The sequence below is a fragment of the Vibrio coralliirubri genome, assembly GCF_024347375.1.
Taxonomy (GTDB): Bacteria; Pseudomonadota; Gammaproteobacteria; order Enterobacterales; family Vibrionaceae; genus Vibrio; species Vibrio coralliirubri.
In genome coordinates this window covers 2970275-2993731 of sequence record NZ_AP025470.1, presented here as the reverse complement: position 1 = coordinate 2993731, position 23457 = coordinate 2970275, and the positions used below count along the sequence as shown (strand labels likewise).

General features: G+C 46.2%; 22 protein-coding genes. 19 read left to right on the top strand and 3 right to left on the bottom strand.

Going from position 1 to position 23457, the window contains the following annotated elements; all coding sequences use genetic code 11:
• The first annotated feature begins 67 nt into the window (after positions 1-67).
• The 16 genes from OCV20_RS13615 (at position 68) to ureG (ending at position 14827) form a co-directional block, all read left to right on the top strand.
• Positions 68-970 (top strand): metal-dependent hydrolase, encoded by a 903-nt coding sequence (locus OCV20_RS13615; RefSeq protein ID WP_086774922.1) that lies wholly within the window; start codon positions 68-70, stop codon positions 968-970.
• 289 nt (positions 971-1259) lie between these two features.
• Positions 1260-2261, top strand: coding sequence for a sensor domain-containing diguanylate cyclase (locus tag OCV20_RS13610; RefSeq protein ID WP_086774921.1), 1002 nt, complete (start codon positions 1260-1262; stop codon positions 2259-2261).
• 36 nt (positions 2262-2297) lie between these two features.
• Complete coding sequence (locus tag OCV20_RS13605) at positions 2298-2525, top strand: zinc ribbon domain-containing protein (protein ID WP_017056199.1); 228 nt, start codon at positions 2298-2300, stop codon at positions 2523-2525.
• Between the two features lie 294 nt (positions 2526-2819).
• Positions 2820-4106, top strand: a complete 1287-nt coding sequence (gene urtA / locus OCV20_RS13600) for an urea ABC transporter substrate-binding protein (RefSeq protein ID WP_086774920.1) — start codon at positions 2820-2822, stop codon at positions 4104-4106.
• Between the two features lie 131 nt (positions 4107-4237).
• On the top strand, positions 4238-5866 hold the full coding sequence (gene urtB, locus OCV20_RS13595; protein ID WP_086774919.1) for an urea ABC transporter permease subunit UrtB: 1629 nt from the start codon (positions 4238-4240) through the stop codon (positions 5864-5866).
• A 10-nt stretch (positions 5867-5876) separates the two neighbouring features.
• Positions 5877-7049: an urea ABC transporter permease subunit UrtC gene (gene urtC, locus OCV20_RS13590; protein WP_086774918.1), complete on the top strand. Its 1173-nt coding sequence runs from the start codon at positions 5877-5879 to the stop codon at positions 7047-7049.
• The gene (gene urtD / locus OCV20_RS13585; RefSeq protein ID WP_086774917.1) at positions 7046-7888 is read left to right on the top strand and encodes an urea ABC transporter ATP-binding protein UrtD; all 843 of its coding nucleotides are present in this window, start codon (positions 7046-7048) and stop codon (positions 7886-7888) included. Before urtC ends, urtD begins: the two co-directional genes overlap by 4 nt.
• Position 7889: 1 nt before the next feature.
• Positions 7890-8585, top strand: coding sequence for an urea ABC transporter ATP-binding subunit UrtE (gene urtE / locus OCV20_RS13580; protein ID WP_086774916.1), 696 nt, complete (start codon positions 7890-7892; stop codon positions 8583-8585).
• A complete protein-coding gene (locus tag OCV20_RS13575) occupies positions 8582-9529 on the top strand; it encodes an urease accessory protein UreD (RefSeq protein ID WP_050619867.1) in 948 nt (315 codons plus the stop codon). The genes urtE and OCV20_RS13575 overlap by 4 nt, the downstream gene beginning before the upstream one ends.
• Positions 9530-9662: 133 nt before the next feature.
• Entirely contained in the window at positions 9663-9965 is a 303-nt protein-coding gene (ureA, locus tag OCV20_RS13570; protein WP_004735119.1) for an urease subunit gamma, read from the top strand.
• Between the two features lie 11 nt (positions 9966-9976).
• Positions 9977-10312, top strand: a complete 336-nt coding sequence (locus OCV20_RS13565; protein ID WP_004735120.1) for an urease subunit beta — start codon at positions 9977-9979, stop codon at positions 10310-10312.
• 39 nt (positions 10313-10351) lie between these two features.
• Positions 10352-12055, top strand: coding sequence for an urease subunit alpha (gene ureC / locus OCV20_RS13560; protein WP_086774915.1), 1704 nt, complete (start codon positions 10352-10354; stop codon positions 12053-12055).
• A gap of 77 nt (positions 12056-12132) precedes the next feature.
• Positions 12133-12585, top strand: coding sequence for an urease accessory protein UreE (gene ureE / locus OCV20_RS13555; protein ID WP_048614367.1), 453 nt, complete (start codon positions 12133-12135; stop codon positions 12583-12585).
• A gap of 235 nt (positions 12586-12820) precedes the next feature.
• Positions 12821-13417 carry a HupE/UreJ family protein gene (locus tag OCV20_RS13550; RefSeq protein WP_086774914.1) on the top strand — a complete coding sequence of 199 codons (597 nt, stop codon included), beginning with the start codon at positions 12821-12823 and terminating at the stop codon, positions 13415-13417.
• A gap of 42 nt (positions 13418-13459) precedes the next feature.
• Positions 13460-14140 (top strand): urease accessory protein UreF, encoded by a 681-nt coding sequence (locus tag OCV20_RS13545; RefSeq protein WP_086774913.1) that lies wholly within the window; start codon positions 13460-13462, stop codon positions 14138-14140.
• 48 nt (positions 14141-14188) lie between these two features.
• Positions 14189-14827, top strand: coding sequence for an urease accessory protein UreG (gene ureG, locus OCV20_RS13540; protein WP_048614361.1), 639 nt, complete (start codon positions 14189-14191; stop codon positions 14825-14827).
• Between the two features lie 94 nt (positions 14828-14921).
• Here ureG and xseA read toward each other — a convergent pair whose 3' ends face one another.
• Positions 14922-16268: an exodeoxyribonuclease VII large subunit gene (gene xseA / locus OCV20_RS13535; RefSeq protein WP_086774912.1), complete on the bottom strand. Its 1347-nt coding sequence runs from the start codon at positions 16266-16268 to the stop codon at positions 14922-14924.
• 269 nt (positions 16269-16537) lie between these two features.
• Here xseA and guaB point away from each other — a divergent pair, with 269 nt between their 5' ends.
• The 3 genes from guaB to OCV20_RS13520 all read left to right on the top strand — a co-directional run bounded on the left by guaB (position 16538) and on the right by OCV20_RS13520 (position 21958).
• Complete coding sequence (gene guaB, locus OCV20_RS13530; protein ID WP_086774911.1) at positions 16538-18001, top strand: IMP dehydrogenase; 1464 nt, start codon at positions 16538-16540, stop codon at positions 17999-18001.
• Between the two features lie 365 nt (positions 18002-18366).
• Complete coding sequence (guaA, locus tag OCV20_RS13525; RefSeq protein WP_048608103.1) at positions 18367-19920, top strand: glutamine-hydrolyzing GMP synthase; 1554 nt, start codon at positions 18367-18369, stop codon at positions 19918-19920.
• A gap of 325 nt (positions 19921-20245) precedes the next feature.
• A complete protein-coding gene (locus OCV20_RS13520) occupies positions 20246-21958 on the top strand; it encodes a chitinase (RefSeq protein ID WP_086774910.1) in 1713 nt (570 codons plus the stop codon).
• A 118-nt stretch (positions 21959-22076) separates the two neighbouring features.
• Here the strand turns inward: OCV20_RS13520 and OCV20_RS13515 are convergent, their stop codons facing one another.
• Together OCV20_RS13515 and OCV20_RS13510 are read right to left on the bottom strand one after the other, a co-directional pair.
• Entirely contained in the window at positions 22077-22919 is an 843-nt protein-coding gene (locus OCV20_RS13515) for an IS3 family transposase (RefSeq protein WP_108721729.1), read from the bottom strand.
• The gene (locus OCV20_RS13510) at positions 22916-23425 is read right to left on the bottom strand and encodes a helix-turn-helix domain-containing protein (protein ID WP_086774936.1); all 510 of its coding nucleotides are present in this window, start codon (positions 23423-23425) and stop codon (positions 22916-22918) included. Before OCV20_RS13510 ends, OCV20_RS13515 begins: the two co-directional genes overlap by 4 nt.
• Positions 23426-23457 lie beyond the last annotated feature (32 nt).

The window sequence follows — 23457 nt, the reverse complement described above, 5'->3', positions numbered from 1 at the left end:
AGCCATAACAATACGTTTTTATCATCATGGCTCAACGAATCAGATTAGATTCCAAAAGAAGAACGATATGACTACTAGCGATTTGATTACACCTGCGTCAGCAATCACACCAACCATCACTCAATTTTGTCATCAGGCTTGGCAGCTCAATGCTAAAGCGCTGTACGTTGAAAGCGACGACAGCAAAACTTACCTGATCACCGACGTGACACCTTTCCACCCAGTGAGTCACATTTGGCCAGACCACCCTGCAGATCAAGGCTTTGTGAATGTTGGTGACGTGCAATATCCCGTTGAAGACTGTCTTGTTGGTGCAATAGAACAATCTACTGGCAAGCTTCATATCGCAGCAGATATCCCTGTTAAGCGTGATACAGAAGGGTGGGCGTTTGTGGTTGTCCACCAGCTACCCACATCTGCTTCTATGATTAAGGTTAGCGACGAAGTCGTGTTGTCGGTTGATAAAGAGTACCAAGCCAGTTTGAGCCGTGGTCACAGTGCTGGTCACATCGCTTTCCTAGCCTTGAATAAAGTATTGGCTGAAAGCTACTGGCGTAAAGATGCGGACAGAAAAGATCCGCTTGGCAGTTATGACTTCAATAGCTACGCACAAGTGACGAGCTTTGTGACTCCAGAGCTGTGTACCGATAAGTATCGTTTAGGCAAAACCCTCAAGAAGCGCGGTTTGAACGTTGCAGACATGCTAGCAAACCTTGATGGTATTGAAGCCGACATCAACCAAATGATTGCGGGCTGGCTTGCAGAGCCGACGCCAGTTGCGATGCGACTGGAAGGCGAGGCATTAACAGACTCTCGCTATTGGGAATGGCAGTTGAATGCCGACACTTTAGTGTCTATTCCGTGTGGTGGTACTCACATTGAGAACACCTCAGAGCTTAAGGCATTGTCTGTTAAGTTAACCCAGTTAGATGACCAGCATATTGAAATGCTGACGCATGTAATTCGATGATTTAGACTACAGATCGAAATAGCTTGTTCTGTTTATTTTGTTTTTGCATGTCACTTTCAATATAAATAGCTATTTAAAATTGAAATGCAGCACATGTAACTTATGCTTTCGGTGTGTGGTGATATAAATATTCTTTTTGGGGTAGATCGCTGATCAAAATAGATAAAGCGAAAGATCAACCTATGATCTTCGATTGTGTGTCGTACTAATTTAGTGTGTTATTATTGACCAATAACAAGCTTGCATAAGAACAAGCTGTACCCGATTACACAATTGAAAGCCTTAGTGAATGGAACAACAATTTTTATTAGAAGGCCATCGAGCCGTCAATAGTTTGCTGCGCAAGCTTGCGCTTGGGATGGATCGCAAAGATTTAAATCACAAGATTATTCAGCTTACCGAGCAGCTTTTTGGGCAGCGCATGGCTTCAATTCTACTGCTCAACTCAGAGTCTAAAACGTTACACCTTGAATATGCCCCAAACCTGCCTGATTTTTACAATCAACAGATTGAAGGGGTAGGAATTGGTGCAGGGGTAGGTTCTTGTGGTGAGGCAGCTGCGCTTAAGAAAGCAGTGATGGTCTCCAACATAAATGCACACCCAAACTGGGCACCTTTTTTAGCCTTAACCAATCAAGCGAATCTGCATGCCTGTTGGTCGGTACCCATTATCTCGTCGCGCGGTAATGTGTTGGGTACCTTCGCTATTTATAGCCAGTATATCTCTGAACCACATGAATTTGAGCTCGAGATCTTAGAACTACTGGCTTCCCTGTATTCGGTAGCACTAGAAAAGTTCGAGTTGGAGAATCAGCTTAACTTTTTCGCCAATCGAGATTCTTTAACCCATTGCTTGAATCGTCGTGCACTGTTCAATGAAGCCGAAAAAGTGTTGGCTAAGCGATGTTTTTCAGAAAAGGTGATGGCGTGTCTGTTTGTGGATGTCGATAAATTCAAATCAATAAATGATACCTACGGCCACAGTTTCGGCGATGATGTGCTGTTGGCGGTTGCCGAAGTGCTTGATGAGGCAACCACAGCATGTGCCAAGATAGGTCGTTATGGTGGTGATGAGTTTGTGGTGTTCTCATGTTTTGATGATCAAGAAAGCGTTGTTAGCTTCTACCACAGCTTAGAGAAAGCACTGCAACAAGCGCTTTATATCAATGATGTGCAGTTCTCGGTGAGTGTCGGGCTTTCTTGTGACAAAGATCCTCAAGGATTAGACCAGTTGATCGCACAAGCTGATAAGAACATGTATCAAATCAAGCAAGCCAAGTCTAAGCAGTAGTAGATTGTAAAAATAGTCGTAAATTAGGAAATGCTAATGAGTGAAAATATCTGCCCTAAGTGCCAGTCTGAGCTAGCTTGGGATGGCAAGTATCACTGTGAAAGTTGTCAGGCTCACTTTACTAAGGTAGGGTTTTGTCCTGAGTGCAGCAGCCAACTTGAGAAGCTTCAAGCCTGTGGTGCGGCGAGCTATTTTTGCAACGGTGATTGCAACGAGTTGAAATCTAAGTCGAGAGTAAAATTCGAATTTCAACCAGCGGAATAGCCTTAAACTGCATGGTTTGAACGACCATCGGTGATGTTATACCAGAGACTCAATACTAAAGTGTTGGGTCTTTTTTATATCTGAAGAACAGGAATGTGTCATCTTGGTTCATTCCCACTGTCACTGCACCAGTATGAAACATAGTTACATGATTGCTATGCACTCTATTGGTGTGATTTTCTTTTAAGTTCTATTAATACAATTACTTATAAATAATTTCGTTGGTTTATAAGTTTGGCACTCTTCTTGTAACTCTGTAATTGAATAACAAAAATACAATTATGGAGTAATATCATGAACAAGGTGTTCAATTTATCGCTAGCTGCACTGTGTACAACACTTTCATTTTCTTCTGCAACAGTGTTTGCTGCTGATGAGACCATCAAGGTCGGTGTTCTACATTCACTCTCTGGCACTATGGCGATCAGTGAGACCACGCTAAAAGATACCGTGCTAATGCTTATCGAAGAGCAGAACAAAAAGGGCGGTTTGCTTGGTAAGAAGCTAGAGCCTGTTGTGGTTGACCCTGCGTCAAACTGGCCGCTATTTGCTGAGAAAGCGCGTGAGCTTATCGAAAAAGAGAAAGTGGATGTGGTGTTCGGTGGTTGGACATCGGTATCACGTAAATCGATGCTGCCTGTTTTTGAAGAACTCAACAGCATCCTTTTCTACCCAGTACAGTATGAAGGTGAAGAGTCTTCTAAAAACGTTTTCTACACCGGTGCCGCGCCAAACCAACAAGCGATCCCAGCAGTGGATTACTTGATGGAAGAGCTTGAAGTTGAGCGTTGGGTACTTGCAGGTACCGATTACGTTTACCCACGTACTACCAATAAGATCTTAGAAGCCTACTTAAAAGATAAAGGTGTCGCAGAAGAAGACATCATGATCAACTACACGCCATTTGGTCACTCTGATTGGCAATCTATCGTTTCAGACATCAAAAGGTTCGGCGAAGCAGGCAAGAAAACCGCTGTGGTTTCTACTGTGAACGGCGATGCGAACGTACCTTTCTATAAAGAACTTGGCGCTCAAGGCATTTCATCTGAAGACATCCCAGTTATCGCATTCTCTGTTGGTGAAGAAGAACTGTCAGGTATGGATACAGAGCCACTGGTAGGCCACCTAGCGGCATGGAACTACTTTATGAGTGTTGATACCGAAGCCAATGAAGAGTTCGTTGAAACGTGGCAGTCGTTCATCAAGAGTGAAAAGCGCGTCACCAATGACCCAATGGAAGCGCACTATGTTGGCTTCAACATGTGGGCTCAAGCGGTCACTAATGCGGGCACAACCGATCCTGAATCTGTGCAAGATGCCTTGATTGGAGTGTCTGTTCCTAACCTTTCTGGCGGCTACTCAACCATGCTGCCAAACCACCACATTACTAAACCAGTCCTGATTGGTGAGGTCCAAGACGATGGTCAATTCGATATCGTTTGGGAAACCACAGGTCTCGTTGCGGGTGATGCTTGGTCGAGCTACTTACCTGAATCGGCAAAACTGTTCTCTAGCTGGTCGAAGCCATTCTCATGTGGTGCGTTTAACGTCGAAACGAAGAAGTGTTCTGGCGGTAACTAGAGTCATGAATATGAGCCTTGTCTTTAGTAAACCTAGCTAAGGTAAGGCTCACTACTTCTCAGGTAATAATTATCCACGTATCCATCAAGCAAAAATAACAATATCTAGCTCGATGGACTAAGGAAGCAGGGATGAAAAACGTATTAAACGTATTTAAGGCGCTGTTGCTCATGGCAGTCAGTGCTCAGTTGGCTTTTGCGGGAATAACGGATGAAGCTAGCTTTACCAAGGCGCTAGTTGGTAAGAAAACATCGGATAAAGAATTAGCTATTGATTGGGTGATTGAGACGCAAACGGAAGATGTGTCGAAACCTATTCTGGATGGTTGGTTAAACGGAAACCTTTACTATTTTGGTGACAAACAGAGCGAGCAATACAAACAGCTCTACCTCATTAAAAGCATCAAAACAGCGACGTCAGCTCAGTCTGTATGGGATGATTCAACGCTGAATATCGAGAATGCGAGACAGTTTAAAAAGGTTCGCGTGAATAACAAACTTCGCGGCATCTTACGCGGGGAAATTGCTTCTATTGGACTGAACAGCAGTAATCCTGATGTGCGTTATAAAGCTGTTTTGGATCTGTTAGGGACCAAAGACGCTGACATCATTGAGCGCATAGCTGAACTCAGAACCAACGAATCAGAGGGCAAAGTGGCAGAGCTGATGGACCTCTCATTGGCTATTTATAGCTCCCTTGATAAAAGCACAGCCATTGAAGGTCGAGTCACGTCGATTGAGCGAGTCGGTGACTTCAAACATTCGGTCGTTCTGAAAACACTGAATCAACTACTGAACACTGAGCAAGATCCAAGCATCACCGCTGCAGCAGAACGTGCGATGGATAGCTATCAACAAAGCCAAGCACTCTATTCGGGTGTAGAAACCGTATTCTTCGGTTTGAGCTTAGGTTCGGTATTGGTGCTGGCGGGCATTGGCTTAGCGATTACCTTTGGTGTGATGGGCGTTATCAACATGGCTCATGGCGAGTTGATCATGATTGGCGCTTACACCACCTACGTATTGCAGTTGTTGATGCCGAATCATATTGGCCTAGCGCTGATACTTTCCATTCCAGCAGCATTCATTGTTTCTGGCTTAGTGGGCATTGCGATTGAGCGAAGTGTGATTCGTCATCTTTATGGTCGCCCATTGGAAACCTTACTCGCGACCTTTGGTATTAGCTTAATCTTGCAGCAGGCTGTTCGTTCTATTTTCTCTCCTTTGAATCGCTCAGTGAGCACGCCTGAATGGATGTCTGGCGCACTTCAATTGAACCCAATGTTGTCTCTGACTTACAACCGACTTTATATCATCTTGTTCTGTGGCTTGGTGTTTATGGGCTTATTGATGGTTCTGAAAAAGACACCACTAGGCTTGCAGGTTCGTGCGGTTTCTCAAAACCGTGGCATGGCTCGTGCGATGGGTATTCGTTCAGAGCGAGTTGATGCGATGACCTTCGGTTTAGGCTCTGGCGTTGCGGGTGTTGCAGGCGTGGCACTTTCTCAACTGACCAACGTTGGACCTAATATGGGACAGGCGTACATCATCGACTCATTCATGGTGGTGGTATTCGGCGGTGTTGGCAACCTATGGGGCACGCTAGTCGCAGGCTTAAGCCTTGGTCTGTTCAATAAGATTTTAGAACCATGGGCTGGTGCGGTTCTCGCCAAGATTCTGGTACTGGTTTTCATCATTCTATTTATTCAAAAACGCCCACGCGGACTCTTCCCGCAACGTGGTCGTGCGGCTGAAGGTTAAGGACAACATCATGCAGTCAAAATCATTTGTACTTTCGGCAATGCGTGGTGACAAAGGTGGCCAACTGACCATCCTTGCCATTCTTGTGGCCGTCATTCTTATCCCACTGGCTAACACCATGTTACCAAGTGGACACCCGCTCCATGTCGAGACTTTCACGATCTCATTAATGGGCAAATACCTGAGCTACGCAATGTTGGCGTTGGCGCTCGATCTGGTGTGGGGCTATCTCGGAATCTTGAGCCTCGGCCATGGCGCTTTCTTTGCGCTTGGTGGTTATGCGATGGGCATGTATCTGATGCGTCAGATTGGTGACCGTGGGGTTTATGGTGATCCAATCCTGCCTGACTTCATGGTGTTCCTTGATTGGTCGGCGTTGCCGTGGTTCTGGCAGGGCTTTGATCAGTTCTGGTTCGCCTGTTTGATGGTAGTGTTGGTGCCGGGCGCATTGGCTTACTTGTTCGGTTATTTAGCTTTCCGCTCTCGTGTGTCCGGGGTGTATCTTTCTATCATGACTCAGGCGTTAACTTACGCATTGATGTTGGCATTTTTCCGCAACGAGATGGGCTTTGGTGGTAACAACGGACTGACGGATTTCAAAGACATCATAGGTCTGAGCTTGCAGAGTGATGCGGTCAAGATAGGCCTGTTTGTCGCGACTGGTATTGCGCTAATCCTCAGTTACATCGCGTGTCGCATGGTCGTGACCAGTCGATTAGGTCGTGTGGCATTAGCGATTCGTGATACCGAGTCACGCACTCGCTTTATGGGCTACGACGTCGATGGCATCAAGCTGTGGGTCTTCGTTCTTTCTGCGGTTATCGCGGGTATTGCCGGGGCTTTATATGTTCCCCAAGTTGGCATCATTAACCCGGGAGAATTTGCTCCTCTTAACTCAATTGAGATTGTGGTTTGGGTTGCCTTAGGCGGCCGTGCCACTCTGTTTGGCGCCATTGTTGGTGCATTGATCATCAACTACGCCAAGAGCTGGTTTACGGTTGAGTTCCCAGAGGTGTGGTTATTTGCTCTGGGTGGACTCTTCGTACTCTCGACCATGTACTTCCCACAAGGTGTGATTGGCTTTGTCAGTGAAAAATGGCAGCAGCTGCGCAAGGCATCAAATGGGAAAAACCAAGATAAAGATAAGGATGATCAGCACAAAGCCAAGGAGGTAATTGCATGACCACATTTAATAGCGTAAAGGAATCGGTTCAGGCGTTCACTCGTCGAGACGAAGTCTTTGATTACCTCAAACCCGATATTCATCCTGCCATCGATACTCGACATAACGTGCTGTTGTATGTCGAAGGCGTCAACAAAAGCTTCGATGGTTTCCAAGCGATAAACGATCTGAACCTTTACATCAAAGAGGGAGAGCTACGCTGCATCATCGGCCCTAATGGCGCAGGTAAAACCACCATGATGGACATCATCACAGGTAAAACTAAGCCAGACACTGGCGAAGTGTGGTTGGGTTCGAACATCAACTTATTGAAGATGAACGAAGCTGAAATTGCCAATGCAGGCGTTGGGCGTAAATTCCAAAAGCCGACTGTGATTGAATGCTTAACCGTGTGGCAAAACCTTGAGTTGGCCATGGCCGGTGACCGTTCAGTGTGGGCGACTTTCACTGCTGTGATGTCTGGCGAACAGAAAGAGAAACTGACCTCTGTGCTTGAGCTGATTCATCTAAAAGACGAAGCGGCGAATTTGGCAGGTAACCTGTCTCACGGACAAAAGCAGTGGTTAGAGATCGGCATGCTATTGATGCAAAACCCTAAGCTGCTGCTGGTGGATGAACCCGTGGCAGGTATGACTCACCAAGAAATGGATCGCACCTCTGAGTTACTTAACTCACTGGCAGGTAAGCACTCGGTTGTAGTAGTTGAACACGATATGGATTTCGTTCGTTCTATCGCAAGCCATGTCACCGTGCTTCATCAAGGTCATGTGTTGGCTGAAGGCTCCATGGATCAAGTGCAGGCTCACCCTGAAGTTAAACAAGTTTATCTCGGAGAATAGGATGTTAGAGGTTAAATCAGTTAATCAATATTACGGTGAGAGCCACACGCTGTGGGATTTGGATATGCAGATCCCAGAAGGTAAATGCACGGTGTTAATGGGGCGCAATGGCGTCGGTAAAACTACGTTGCTGCAATGCATCATGGGGTTGGTTAAGGTCGAAAGCGGTGACATCTCATTATCGGGCGAGTCGCTTTTGAAAACCGATGCTGAAGATCGTGCTCGTCAAGGCATCGGTTATGTGCCGCAAGGTCGTCAGATCTTTCCGATGCTCACGGTTCAAGAAAACCTAGAAGTAGGCTTGCCGATTCGCGAAAAGGGCGACCGTAAGATCCCAGAGTTCATCTTCGATATATTCCCAGTGTTAAAAGAGATGCTACATCGTCGCGGTGGTGACTTATCTGGTGGTCAGCAACAACAACTCGCGATTGGGCGTGCGTTGGTGGTCAATCCAAAGCTATTGATCTTGGATGAACCGACAGAAGGTATTCAGCCCAATATCGTGCAAGAGATTGGTGACATCATTCGTATGCTCAACGAGAATATGGGGCTCACAGTACTGCTTGTTGAGCAGAAGCTGCCATTTGCGAGAAAGGTCGGTGACCGATTTTGCATTTTCGACCGTGGTCGTCAGGTAGCAGAAGGTGAAATGAAAGGGCTCAATGAGTCTTTGATTAAGGAGTACCTAACCGTATGAGCTCTCTATATTCTTCGAGTGAAGCAATAAACACCTCTTTAGCGGGAGTGTTGTCTCTGAATGAGACCATCGAACAAGATATCCGAGACGGTTGGCAAGCGAGCTTAAACCTCACTTTTGTCGACCGCGGTGATAAAACCGTATTAAAGAATCGTCAACAGTCTGGTCCGCTTGCGGTGCAGCGTCCCTTGTATCCTGATGGGGAAACGTGTCACACCTACTTACTTCATCCCCCCGGCGGAGTGGTAGGTGGTGACACTCTCAATATTGAAGCGACCATCGAAAGCGGTGCGCATGCGTTGATCACCACACCCGGTGCGACCAAGTTTTATCGCTCAAACAACAAGTACGCCAAGCAGAAGCAGACCTTACGAGTGAAGAAAGATGCTCGCTTGGAATGGATGCCGCAAGAGAACATCTTTTTCCCGAATGCACACGTTCGTTTAGACACTGAAATTCGCCTAGAAAAGGGTGCACAATTTTGGGGTTGGGAAATGCACTGTTTTGGACGTCCTGCACAGAATGAGGGATTCGAGCATGGTCACCTCGTTGGCAAAACTGAAATCTATCTTGATAATCAAAGGCTTCTTACTGAGGGTTTTAATTTTCATGGTGGCGATAAGTTAATGATAAATATGGGGTTACTTGATTATTCAATGATGGGAACCTTTTATATCACCTCAAATGAGAAGCAAGATTTAGAGTTGGTACAGAGCTTGCTCTTATCTATTACACAGCAAGCTTCACAGCAATCAGTTACATCAAAAACGTCGAGTGAACCCACATTAATATTGGGTGCGACTCAGATAGAAGGATTGATTGTGGTGCGAGCCTTGGGTAATTGGAGTGAAGATATCCTCCAGGCCTTTGGTCAGATATGGCAAGCAACTCGCTCTCATTTATGTGGTACGACTCCTGATTTACCAAGGATTTGGGCGACTTAGCGATTAGCCCTATTTGTACCGGGGGCGCCTTCCGGCCCTCGGTACATTTTTTCAAGCTTGCTGTGATTGAATCCCACTTACTGCTCATGCGTTTTTGAGCAATAAGAAAACAACACTAACAGCGGGCGGCTAAATGGAATTAACACCAAGAGAAAAAGATAAGCTACTTATCTTCTGCGCAGGAATGCTGGCACAGCAGCGCAAACAAAAAGGCTTAAAACTCAACTATCCAGAATCTATCGCACTGATCAGCAGTGCCATTCTTGAAGGTGCCCGCGAGGGTAAAACCGTTTCAGAATTAATGGATTTTGGACGCACACTTCTTACTGTCGATGACGTTATGGAGGGGATCCCTTCCATGATCCCTGATGTACAAGTCGAAGCCACTTTTCCTGATGGCACCAAGCTGGTGACCGTTCATGAACCTATCGTGTAGGGAGAAGTAATATGGCTGGTTCCACAAAACAATACTCAGGATTCGTTCCCGGAAAAGTAGAAACCGCACCCGGTGACATCACTCTCAATGAAGGCCGCGACACAACGTCCGTTAAGGTACAAAACATTGGCGATCGTCCTGTTCAAATTGGCTCTCATTACCACTTCTATGAAGCAAACCCATCACTGATCTTTGACCGAGAAGCCACTAAAGGTTTTCGACTCAATATTCCTGCTGGTACTGCAACCCGCTTTGAACCGGGTCAGTCGCGCAGCGTCGAGTTAGTGCGTTACGCCGGTAAGTTAGAGATCTATGGCTTCCAAGGAAAGGTGATGGGCAAGCTCTAAGCGCTCCCACGGAATAATGAAAATAACAAAGGATTGAACATGGCGACGATATCCAGACAGGCTTATGCCGAAATGTTTGGGCCAACAGTCGGTGACCGAGTGCGTCTTGCTGACACTGATTTATGGCTAGAAGTTGAAAAAGATTACACCGTATACGGCGACGAAGTGAAATTCGGCGGCGGCAAAGTGATTCGTGATGGACAAGGGCAAAGCCAACGTCCAAGTGCCGAAACGCCAGATCTGGTGATCACCAATGCGATTGTGTTGGACTACTGGGGCATAGTAAAGGCCGATGTCGCTATCAAAGATGGTCGAGTTCAGGCATTGGGTAAAGCGGGCAACCCAGATGTTCAGCCTGGCGTTGATATTGTGATTGGCCCGGGCACGGAGATTTTAGCGGGCGAAGGTTCAATTCTGACTGCTGGTGGCATTGATTCACACATCCACTTTATTTGCCCACAACAGATTGAAGAAGCACTGGCGTCAGGTGTGACTACCATGATAGGTGGTGGCACCGGGCCAAACACAGGCACCAACGCAACCACATGTACGCCGGGGCCTTGGAACATGCATCGTATGCTGGAGTCACTCGATCAATTCCCGATGAACTTTGGTTTATTAGGCAAAGGCAATGCAAGTCAGCCTGAAGCATTGCGTGAACAAGTCGCTGCTGGCGCAGTCGGTTTGAAGTTGCACGAAGACTGGGGAACCACACCCGCTTCCATCGATACTTGTTTAAGTGTTGCTGACGAGATGGACGTACAAGTCGCGATTCATACCGATACCTTGAATGAGTCTGGTTTTGTTGAATCGACACTTGGCGCAATTGGCGACCGAGTGATTCATACCTACCACACTGAAGGTGCGGGCGGTGGTCATGCTCCCGATATTATCCGTGCGGCAGGTGAACCCAACGTTCTACCTTCTTCGACTAACCCAACAAGACCTTACACGGTCAATACGGTCGATGAACATTTAGACATGTTGATGGTGTGTCATCACCTTTCACCATCGATAGCAGAAGATGTCGCGTTTGCTGAATCGCGTATCCGCCGTGAAACCATTGCCGCAGAAGACATTCTTCATGACTTGGGCGCATTCTCGATGATCGCCTCGGATTCTCAAGCGATGGGACGAGTGGGCGAGGTAGTAACACGTACTTGGCAAACCGCACACAAGATGAAAGTGCAGCGTGGCAGTCTAAAAGAAGATTCAGACTACAGCGATAACTTCCGTTTAAGGCGCTATGTCGCTAAGTACACCATCAACCCAGCGATCACTCATGGTATGTCTCATGAAATCGGTTCTATTGAAACCGGGAAATTAGCTGACCTAGTTCTATGGAAGCCAGCCTTCTTTGGCGTGAAACCAAGCGTGATTTTGAAAGGCGGCATGATCGCCATGGCACCGATGGGCGATCCGAACGCTTCAATCCCAACACCTCAGCCAGTCCATTACCGCTCTATGTTTGGTAGCTACGGCAAGGCGTGTCAGAACACATCAATGCTGTTTGTCTCTAAAGAAGCCAAGGCGCAGAACATCGACAAACAGTTGGGTCTGCAGAGCTTGATTGGTGTTGTGAGTAACTGCCGAAACATCAGCAAAGCCGACATGAAGCTTAATGATTGGATGCCGAAGATTGAGGTGGATTCTCAGACTTACCAAGTACGCGCCGATGGTGAATTACTCACGTGTGAGCCTGCTGAAGAGCTGCCAATGGCTCAGCGGTACTTTCTATTCTAAGCCTTTGACTAAAGAATCTTATTTTAGTGACCCTATTTTGAACGTTATAAATCTCACAAGGAGATTGAGGTAATAGCATGATTGAACTGACTCAACTGAATACTCAAATACAAAATGCACCGGACGGCTACTTAAGCCTGCCGATCGATAGCCGCATTAAAAGCCGTCTTAAGGTGATGCTAGATGACGGGCGCAATGCAGGGCTGTTTCTACCGCGAGGTCATATCTTGCGTGGTGGCGAACAACTCTCAAGTGAATGTGGTTTAGTCGTAGAAGTGAAAGCGGCACCAGAAACCGTTTCAACCGTTTATTGTGAAGACCCACACTTGCTAACGCGAGTGGCGTATCACCTTGGTAACCGTCATGTACCGCTGCAAGTGGAAGCGGGTTGGGTTCGTTATCAACACGACCATGTTTTAGATGAAATGGTTGAAGGTTTAGGCGCGAAAGTGACCACCGAGAAACAACCGTTTGAACCAGAAGGCGGCGCTTATGGCGGTCGCTCAGGTGGACATCATCACCATCATTAATCGAGTCATTGATGACTCACTAAACGATTTATATAACAACGATATTAATAACAATAATACCAATCACAGTAAGTAAGTGATCAACAATAGCGCAGAAAAAAGGCTTGAGAACAAGGCATAATTTTTCGATAAGTAGTTATTCTACAATCAAAAATTATAACGCAGTTATCGAGCATTTTAGCAAGCTAGGGTGAGCAATTATTTACTACGATTGGTATAAAGCAAGGAAGACGCGATGAACTTTAAAACAGCAGCAGGCTTATGCACTTTCACAATAGCTTCTCTAACAACATCAACGATGGCTTTCGCTCACTCAGGACATGGAGCGCACTCAGTTCATGAGTCCCACTCATTTATGTCTGGCTTAACTCACCCGGTTACAGGAATGGATCACCTGATCATGTTGATCGCTTTCGGTTTGTTAATTGGCGCACTTTCATTTTCCACCAAGACAAAAGCCGCTCTGATTGGCGGTGGGTTGGCGTCTTTGGTGGTAGGGCTTATCGCAGGCCAAGCCTTAGGTTTCTCTGTGATTGTTGAACCTGCAATCATCGCTTCTCTATTCGTTGTCAGCTTATGCTTATGGCACGTGTTCTCACCATCGACTAAGCGTGTGAACAGTGTATTAGCGGCTTCAGTTGGCATGTTGTTTTTCCATGGTTATGCGCATGGCGTTGAAGCGGCAAGTAACCTAACTCAGTTTGCAGCGGGTATGAGCATCACAGCTTTGGCTCTGATGGTTATCGGTGCTTATGTTGGCCGCGCGGTTTACTCAAAATGGATGTCGGTTGGTGTGGCTTCAGCAAGCGCACTATTACTGTTAGGCGCGTAAGCTCTCGAAATTTTTCAATTCTAGAAAATTGAGGGCACGGTTATGACCACAACAGAAAATGTCGCCATCTATCGTCTGTTTCAATTGATCAGTCCGTCATTGCCAATTGGTGGGTTTACATACTCGCAAGGCTTAGAGTTAGCGGTTGAAGCGGGTTGGGTGACCGATCGCAACAGTATGGAACAGTGGCTCAATACCATCGTCAGTTCCAGTGTCGCGACTTTGGAATTGCCCATCTTAGAGCGTCTTTACCACGCTCTAGAAAAGGGTGAACTCGATGAGATTGAGCACTGGTGTAACTACCTGTACTCAAGCCGTGAAACCAGTGAATTGCGGGCGGAAGAGAAGCAACGTGGGCAGGCATTGAATACTTTGTTGAAGCGCTTAGATATCGATATTTCACTGGTGGACTCTGTTGATAGTCACCCAAACCAATTGCTGGGTATGTGTATGGCGGCTCAGCATTGGGGCATTGATTTAGAAAGCCTCAAGCAAGGTTACTTATGGAGCTGGCTTGAAAATATCGTTACCGCAGGCGTGAAACTGGTGCCTTTAGGGCAAACCGACGGGCAGTTGGCATTGATTAATATCACCAACACCTTTCCTGACGTAATCGAAAAGGCCCGAGCGATAGAAGATTGGATGGTAGGCAGTTTTTCGCCATCAATGGCATTAGCAAGTTCACTGCACGAAACACAATACACGAGACTATTTCGTTCGTAGCGGTCAGCGCGAACGAGGTAGCAAGAAAAGAATATAAGGAAGTAGACAATGGAAAGTTATAAGCAACCCCTTCGAATTGGTATTGGTGGCCCGGTAGGGTCTGGTAAAACAGCCTTGTTAGAGGTGCTATGTAAGGCGATTCGCGACAAGCTCAACATTGCCGTGGTAACCAACGACATCTACACGCAAGAAGATGCAAAGATACTCACGCGAGCAGAAGCGCTAGAACCGGATCGTATCATTGGTGTTGAAACGGGTGGCTGTCCGCACACGGCGATCCGTGAAGATGCGTCGATGAACTTAGCTGCGGTAGAAGAGCTGGCTAAGCTGCACAAAAACCTCGATGTGGTATTCGTCGAAAGCGGTGGCGACAACCTCAGTGCGACGTTTAGCCCTGAATTAGCCGACCTGACTATCTACGTGATTGATGTAGCGGAAGGGGAGAAGATCCCACGTAAAGGCGGGCCGGGTATTACGCGTTCTGATCTGTTGGTTATCAATAAGATCGATTTAGCACCGTATGTAGGTGCGTCGCTTGAAGTGATGGAGCAAGACACTCAACGCATGCGACCAACTAAGCCATACGTGTTCACCAACCTAAAAGAGAGCCAAGGTTTAGATTTCATCATCAACTTTATTGTGACGGAAGGGATGCTGACCATGAAGGAGCCTTCTGCTACTGAGTAGAGTTTGAATTTCAAAACCAGTAGATACAACAAAGCCCTGTCGATTATCGATAGGGCTTTCTGGTTTTAAATGATTTTTAACGTCCTAGTTGAATCTAAAGCTCGCTCTTCGCTACTCTTGTTGTCACTTGCGATTCAATCACACCATCTTCTACTTGGGTGGTAATTACTTCGCCCACCTCAACATCGTTGATTGATGACACAGTCTTGCTCGATGCGGAATGAGTAATGCTGTAGCCACGCTTTAGGGTAGCCAGTGGACTAACGGTTTCTAACTTCTCTGCAGCCATGGCTAGCTGATGGCGAGTGGTTAGCAGTGTTTTATCCATCGCATCTAATAGCTTTTGCTCAGAGCGTTGTAAATGCAGTTTCTGTTCGCCAAGGCGTTTCACTGGCGAGTTCAGCTGAAGCTGGTGCTGTTTGCGCTCAACACGCTGTGCATGCTGCTTTAGGTATTGAGTCATACCGCGACGCAAACGCATGTCTAGGTCATCAAGCTGCTGACTCTGCATTTGCAGTTGGTAGCTCGGGTGTTGTTTCTCTAAGCGGTATTTCAACGTTTGAGTGGATTGTGCTTGTTTGATTAACACATGACGAATCGCACTGACTAAGCGAGCGCGTTTAGAGGCAAAAGCTTGCTCTTTATGACTGTTGTCACGGCTAACCAATTCTGCAGCTGCTGATGGCGTTGGAGCACGCATATCTGCGACGAAATCGGCGATAGTGACGTCAACTTCGTGGCCAACTGCGCTGATAATCGGGATCTGGCTTGCTGCAATTGTGCGAGCAACGATCTCGTTATTGAAGCACCATAAGTCTTCTAATGAACCGCCGCCACGACCCACGATCAACACATCACACTCATTGCGTTCGTTAGCTCGTCCAATCGCTTGAGCAATCTGAATTGCCGCCTCTTCGCCTTGAACCATGGTCGGGTAAACCACAACAGGCAATGAAGGATCGCGTCTTTTCAGTACGTCAAGAATATCAAACAGAGCAGCGCCGGTTTTCGAGGTGATAACGCCAACGCGCTTTGGGTGTTCAGGAAGTGGTTGCTTACTCGATTGAGCAAATAGGCCTTCTGCGGCAAGGTTCATTTTCAGCTTTTCAAACTCTTGCTGAAGCTTACCATCGCCCTCTGGCTGCATGCTTTCGATGATTAATTGATAGTCACCGCGTGGCTCATAAAGAGACAGGCGAGCTTTAACGAGAACTTGATTACCATTCTGCGGCTTAAAGGTGACACGGCGGTTATTGCCACGAAACATGGCGCACTTAACTTGAGCGCGAGAGTCTTTAAGCGTGAGGTACCAGTGACCAGATACAGGTGCAGAGAAGTTTGAGATTTCACCAACGAGCCAGACTATTCCCATTTCGTTTTCTAATAGGAGACGAACCTCTGAGTTGAGGCGAGAAACAGTAAAGATGTTTGGATTAGTCATAGAAGCACTATCTTTCCTTGAAGGAAGGTCTTTCTTGGAATCTCACAGGGCGTGAGTATGGAAGATAGCGGCAATATAATACATAGCAAGGGGGTAAATGCAAATTAAAAATACAAAAATGTGTAGCCAAGCGATTTCGTTGGCCGTATAATCCGTCCGCAATATCTAATCCAAATGCAGTTTGATTTTCCTTAATTGGCTGCCCTCATTAGGCGAAACGATGAGATTGGATTGTTTCTTTTTACTCCTATTATTGTGAGATATTGCAAATGCTAAGAATTGCCAAAGAAGCGCTGACATTCGACGACGTACTGCTAGTGCCAGCACACTCCACCGTTCTCCCTAATACAGCTGATCTTCGCACTCAGCTGACGAAGAATATTTCCCTAAACATCCCAATGATATCTGCATCTATGGATACTGTGACAGAAGCTCGCCTAGCGATTGCACTGGCACAAGAAGGCGGAATAGGCTTCATTCACAAGAACATGTCTATTGAACAGCAAGCTGAAATGGTTCGCCAGGTTAAAATTTACGAAGCTGGTGTGGTTTCTCACCCAGTAACTGTAAGCCCTGATGCGACAATCGCTGATGTTGTAGCCCTTACCCAAAAACACGGCTTTGCCGGTTTCCCAGTTGTTACTGAAACAAACGAACTTGTTGGTATTATTACTGGCCGTGACGTTCGCTTTGTTACTGACCTTTCTAAGAAAGTTGATGTAGTAATGACGCCTAAAGCTCGCCTTGCTTCTGTTAAAGAAGGTGCAACTCGTGAAGAAGTTCAAGAGAAAATGCACGAAGCGCGTGTTGAAAAAGTTCTTGTTGTAAATGATGACTTCCAACTTACTGGAATGATCACTGCAAAAGATTTCCACAAAGCAGAACGTAAACCAAACGCTTGTAAAGATGAGCGCGGCAGCCTACGTGTAGGTGCAGCTGTTGGTGCTGGTGCTGGTAACGAAGAGCGCGTTGCTGCTCTAGTTGAAGCTGGCGTAGACGTTCTACTTATCGACTCTTCACACGGTCACTCTGAAGGCGTACTTAACCGTATCCGCGAAACTCGCGCTGCATACCCTGATCTACAAATCATCGGTGGTAACGTAGCAACTGGCGCTGGCGCTCGTGCTCTTATCGAAGCGGGTGTTAGTGCGGTTAAAGTTGGTATCGGCCCGGGTTCAATCTGTACGACTCGTATCGTTACTGGTGTTGGTGTTCCTCAAGTAACAGCAATCGCAGACGCAGCTGAAGTAGCTAACGAATACGGTATTCCAGTAATCGCAGATGGCGGTATCCGCTTCTCTGGCGATATCTGTAAAGCTATCGTTGCTGGCGCATCTTGTGTGATGGTTGGTTCAATGTTCGCGGGTACTGAAGAAGCTCCGGGTGAGGTTATTCTTTACAACGGTCGTTCTTACAAGTCTTACCGTGGTATGGGTTCTCTTGGCGCTATGTCTCAAGGTTCTTCTGACCGTTACTTCCAATCTGACAACGCTGCAGACAAGCTTGTTCCAGAAGGTATTGAAGGTCGTATCGCATACAAAGGTCGTCTAAAAGAGATCGTTCACCAACAGATGGGCGGTCTACGCTCAAGCATGGGCCTAACGGGTTCTGCAACTGTTGAAGAAATGCGTACTAAAGCTGAGTTTGTTCGTATCTCTGGTGCGGGCATGAAAGAATCTCACGTACACGATGTTCAAATCACGAAAGAAGCACCTAACTACCGTTTAGGTTAATAATACGTCCAAACGTTTGAATAATGTGCTGATTTAGTCGGCACATTAATATACCAATCGTAGTAAATAACTGGTCATCCTAGCTTGTTAAAAACCTCGATAACTTCGTTAGAATTTTTGATTGTAGAATAACTACTTATCAGAAAATCCGGCCTCGTTCTCAAGCTTTTTTCCTACGCTATTGTTGAACACTTACTTACTGTGATTGGTATTATATCTACCGCCTGTTTTGTTTAGAGAGTGATTTTCTCAAAACACGTGGTTAAAGATATCTAACGAAAACGTTTGCTTTATTTCTTGAAGAGTTAATCAGAGGTGAGTAAACTCGCCTCCGTTTTATCACATAGCCAATAAGACTGCTTACAATGACTAAAAATATTCATGACCAACGTATTCTAATTCTGGACTTCGGTTCTCAATACACACAGCTAGTAGCTCGTCGTATTCGTGAGATCGGTGTTTACTGTGAACTTTGGAGCTGGGACGTAGAAGAAGCGGATATTCGTGAATTCAATCCAGACGGTATCATCCTATCTGGTGGCCCTGAAAGTGTAACGGAGGAGAACTCTCCACGTGCACCTCAGTACGTATTTGATTCAGGTGTTCCTGTCTTCGGTATCTGCTACGGCATGCAAACTATGGCTGAGCAACTTGGCGGTAAAGTAGCAACGTCTACTGAGCGTGAGTTCGGCTACGCAGCTGTACAAGTGACTGGCGAGTCTGCACTTTTCGCTGACCTTGAGTCTACTCAAGATGTTTGGATGAGCCACGGTGACAAAGTGGTTGAGATCCCAGCTGATTTCACAAAGATCGCTGAAACAGACACTTGCCCATACGCTGCAATGGCAAACGAAGAGAAGAAGTACTACGGCGTACAATTCCACCCAGAAGTAACACACACTAAGAACGGCCTAAAAATGCTTGAGAACTTCGTTCTTAACGCATGTGGTTGTGAAGGTCTGTGGACTTCAGCTTCAATCATTGAAGATGCAGTTGCACGTATTAAAGAACAAGTAGGTGACGACGAAGTTATCCTTGGTCTTTCTGGTGGTGTTGATTCATCTGTAGTTGCGATGCTTGCTCACCGCGCTATCGGCGACAAACTAACATGTGTATTTGTAGATAACGGCCTTCTTCGTTTAAACGAAGGTGAGCAGGTTATGGAGATGTTCGGCAACAAGTTTGGCCTAAACATCATCAAAGTAGATGCTGAGCAACGTTTCCTTGATGCTCTTGAAGGCGAAGCTGAACCAGAAGCTAAGCGTAAGATTATCGGTCACGTATTCGTAGATATCTTCGATGAAGAGTCTAAGAAACTGAAGAATGCTAAATGGCTTGCTCAGGGTACTATCTACCCAGACGTAATCGAGTCTGCAGCATCTAAGACAGGTAAAGCACACGTAATCAAATCTCACCACAACGTTGGTGGTCTTCCTGATGATATGGAAATGGGCCTTGTTGAGCCTCTACGTGAGCTGTTTAAAGATGAAGTACGTAAGATCGGTCTAGAGCTTGGTCTTCCATACAACATGCTTTACCGCCACCCATTCCCGGGGCCAGGTCTAGGTGTTCGTGTACTTGGCGAAGTGAAGAAAGAGTACTGTGATCTACTGCGTCGCGCAGATGCTATCTTCATTGAAGAGCTTCACGCTGCTGACCTTTACCACAAAGTATCTCAAGCATTCACGGTATTCCTACCAGTACGTTCAGTTGGCGTAATGGGCGATGGCCGTAAGTACGATTGGGTTGTATCTCTACGTGCTGTAGAAACTATCGACTTCATGACTGCTCACTGGGCACACCTACCATACGACTTCCTAGGTAAGGTTTCTAACCGTATTATCAACGAAGTTAACGGCATTTCACGTGTTGTTTACGATATTTCTGGTAAGCCACCAGCAACTATCGAGTGGGAATAATCTCTTAGGGATTTAACCAGCTTTGATTAAGATCTTAAGCCTCGAACTCAGTTCGGGGCTTTTTTCTTTGTCGATTGGTTAGATTGATTCATTGCATTAAAAGCTTATGAGCAATACCTCGAAATCAAATGAACAATACCTAGAAACCAAATGAGTTGGAAACTAGATATCAACTCAAGAAACCATGAGACGCTTTGTTGTGTTGAGCTATATATCAAAAATATCACTCGCACTTTTTATAAATTCATACAGCTACAGCTAGGCCATTTCACATGTGAAGCATACTCTTTGATGGACTTATTAAGGACAGATAAGAGAATCCATCATGTTAAAAATCAAATATTTGGCGACAGTACTGGGCTGCACATTAGCAGCGCAAAGTCATGCGTCTTTGAACATTCAACCTGATCCGCAAAACCCGAATGGTTACCTTGTTGAAAAGTCGGCTCTACAAGCTGCTGAACAAGCGAAAACATCCGATCCTATGTATGCGATCTGGTCACAGGCACTTCAAACTCGCCCGAATACCATCGTTGAAGCGATTGAACCCGGTTCCCCCTCTAACCCTGAAAACGTAAAGCGTGTAGAGCGCGTGTTCCCTCAATCGGAATGGGACTTTCTCACTCAGATGGCAGCGCCAGAATACACCTACACTCGCTTCTTACGTGCGATTGGTAAATTCCCAGCGTTCTGTGGAGAGTACACCGATGGCCGTGACTCCGACGCCATCTGTAAAAAATCCATCATCACAGCCTTTGCCCATTTCTCACAAGAGACGGGGGGTCACATCGCGATAGACAACACCTCTGATAATCCACTAGCTCTAGAAGAGTGGCAGCAAGCGCTGGTGCATGTTCGTGAAATGGGTTGGTCTGAAGGCCAAGAAGGTTACACCACAGGTTGTGGTCAGAACGATTGGCAGAATGCCCGCTGGCCATGTGCTGCGGGGCAGGGTTACTTTGGACGTGGTGCTAAACAGCTTTCTTACCATTTTAATTACGGCGCGTTCTCTGAAGTGATGTTTGATGGTGATGCGACAGTGCTTCTCAACAATCCGGGTTTAGTGGCGGACTCTTGGTTGAACTTGGCTTCTGCTATCTGGTTCTTCCTTACCCCTCAAGCACCTAAACCAGCCATGCTGCATGTCATCGACCGTACTTGGACGCCGTCTCAACGTGAGTTGGATGCGGGTATTGGTTATGGCTTTGGTACCACGATCAACGTGATTAATGGTGGTATTGAATGTGGTGAGCAGAACAAAGACAAAGGCCAACCCGTTAACCGTATTCGTTACTGGGAAGGGCTAGCGGCGTACTACGAGATTCCTGTCGAAGCGGATGAAGCTAATACTTGTTGGCAACAAACGCCTTATGGAAGTTTGAATCTCAACGGCGCAACCGATGTGTTGTACACCAACTGGGATGGTAATTGGAAATACTACGCAGACCGCCCAGAAGGTTATTCATTTGAGTGTGAGCTTGTTGGTTTCCAAACGGCTTATTCTGCGCTGGTGGCTGGAGATTACGAGAAGTGTGTGACCAACTTTTATGGTTCTCATGCGAGTTGGCCTGAAGTGAAAGTAGTCGATAAGCTGGATCCGGTAGACCCTGGCACTGATCCGGGTGGTAATGGTTGGAGTGCGACCAAGGTTTACAATGCGGGCGACCAAGTGACTCATAATGGCGCAACCTATGAAGCGAAATGGTGGACACAAGGGGATGACCCTGCCAATGGCGGCCCTTGGAAATTGATTGCTGGAGAGCCTACACCGCCAGTCGTCACCGATCCTGCGCCAGTCGATCCTATACCTGTTGATCCTGCTCCGGTAGACCCAACACCAGTTGAACCACCTGTTACTGAGCCGCCTGTCGTCGTTGACCCATCGGTGTTTATCACATGGCAAGCGGGCGTTAGCCAAGTGAGTAACGGTGATAAAGTGACGCATAACGGCAAGTGTTTCGTGGCTAAAAACGGCCCGGGTGTATGGGAAAGCCCTGTTCAGTCAAATTGGTTCTGGGATGAAATCAGTTGTAATTGATCGTCTGAATACTGGGGAAGTGACCTAAGTTACGAGTTCAGTCGTACGACCATAATGATATAAATAGTCAAAAGCCGAAAGTGTCTATGAAGTGACCCCGTAAAGTTGGACATTTCTGTTAAGCGGCTTTCAAGGCCTGAGTTCGATATTCTATCGGAGTCAGGCCTTTTAGTTTCACTTTTATACGTTTGGTATTGTAGTACTCGATGTATTCTTTAATCTGCTCTATCAGAGCATCTGCATCTTCAAAGCTTTGGTTGTGATACATCTCGGTTTTGAGTAAAGCAAAAAAGTTTTCAGCAACAGCATTATCCAAGCAGTTACCTTTTCTCGACATGCTTTGCGTTAACCCACTCTCCGCTACCTTTTTCTGATACTGTCGATGGCGATATTGCCAACCTTGATCGCTATGTATAATTGGCTTTGAGTTGGGTTTAAGCGTTGATATAGCTTCCGTCAGCATATCTGTGACAAGCGGCAAGCAGGCATTTTTGGCCACTCTATAAGCAACCACCTCCTGAGTAAACAAGTCGACAACGGGAGATAAGTATACTTTCTGCTCTTTGACTTTGAACTCCGTGACATCAGTTACCCACTTTTCATCGGGTTGAGTCGCACTAAAATCTCTTTCAAGAACGTTGGGAGCAGCTTTTCCTGACTCTCCTCGGTATGAACGATACTTTTTAATCCTGACCGTCGATTTAAGGTTGAGCTGAGCCATAAGCCTTTGAACCGTTTTGTGATTAAGCACGAACCCCTGATTCTTTAGTTCCAAGTGAATACGGCGGTAGCCGTATCGCCCCTTATGTTCATGATAAATTGACTTTATCAACCGCAGCTCACGTTCGTAGCTATTTTGGCGCTTGCTCGTTTGAGCCTGATAATAAAAGACACTTTTTGCCAACTGTAGAGTGTGCAGTAAGTGCTTTAATGGGTACTTGCCTTTAAGAGTTAGAGCTATGACCGCTTTTTCTTTGTTCGACGGTTTTTTTTCTGCTCCAACTCTTCCAACTTTTTTAGAACGGCATTCTCGGTTCGTAAGTAGACCAACTCCTCTTTTAGCTCCTCAAGTGTCATTTCATTATCAGGCTTAGTGGTACGTTGAGGTTGCTGTTTCATTGAGGGTCTTCCTTTCTGGCGCATTTCGAGCCCCTTGATACCGAGCTCATTAAATCGTTTAAGCCAGACAGAGAGTATTCCAGGGGATGAGAGGTTTAATACAGCGCTAGTGTGCGTGAGAGACCATTCATTCGTCCACATTAAATTCAATGCTTTTCGTTTTGTTTGAGCAGTCGCGGCATGATTAGTTGGTAAAAATGAATCAGTACCATGGATGGCAAAGACTTGAGCCCAATACCGTATCTGCCTTGAAGAAATTGAATATTGTTTTGCTAAGTAGAGAGATGACGTGCCATCTAAGTATTGCTTAGCAATGATACATTTTAGCTCTCGGCTATATTTGGACATAAAAAGCCCCCCAATAATTGGTGTCCAACTAT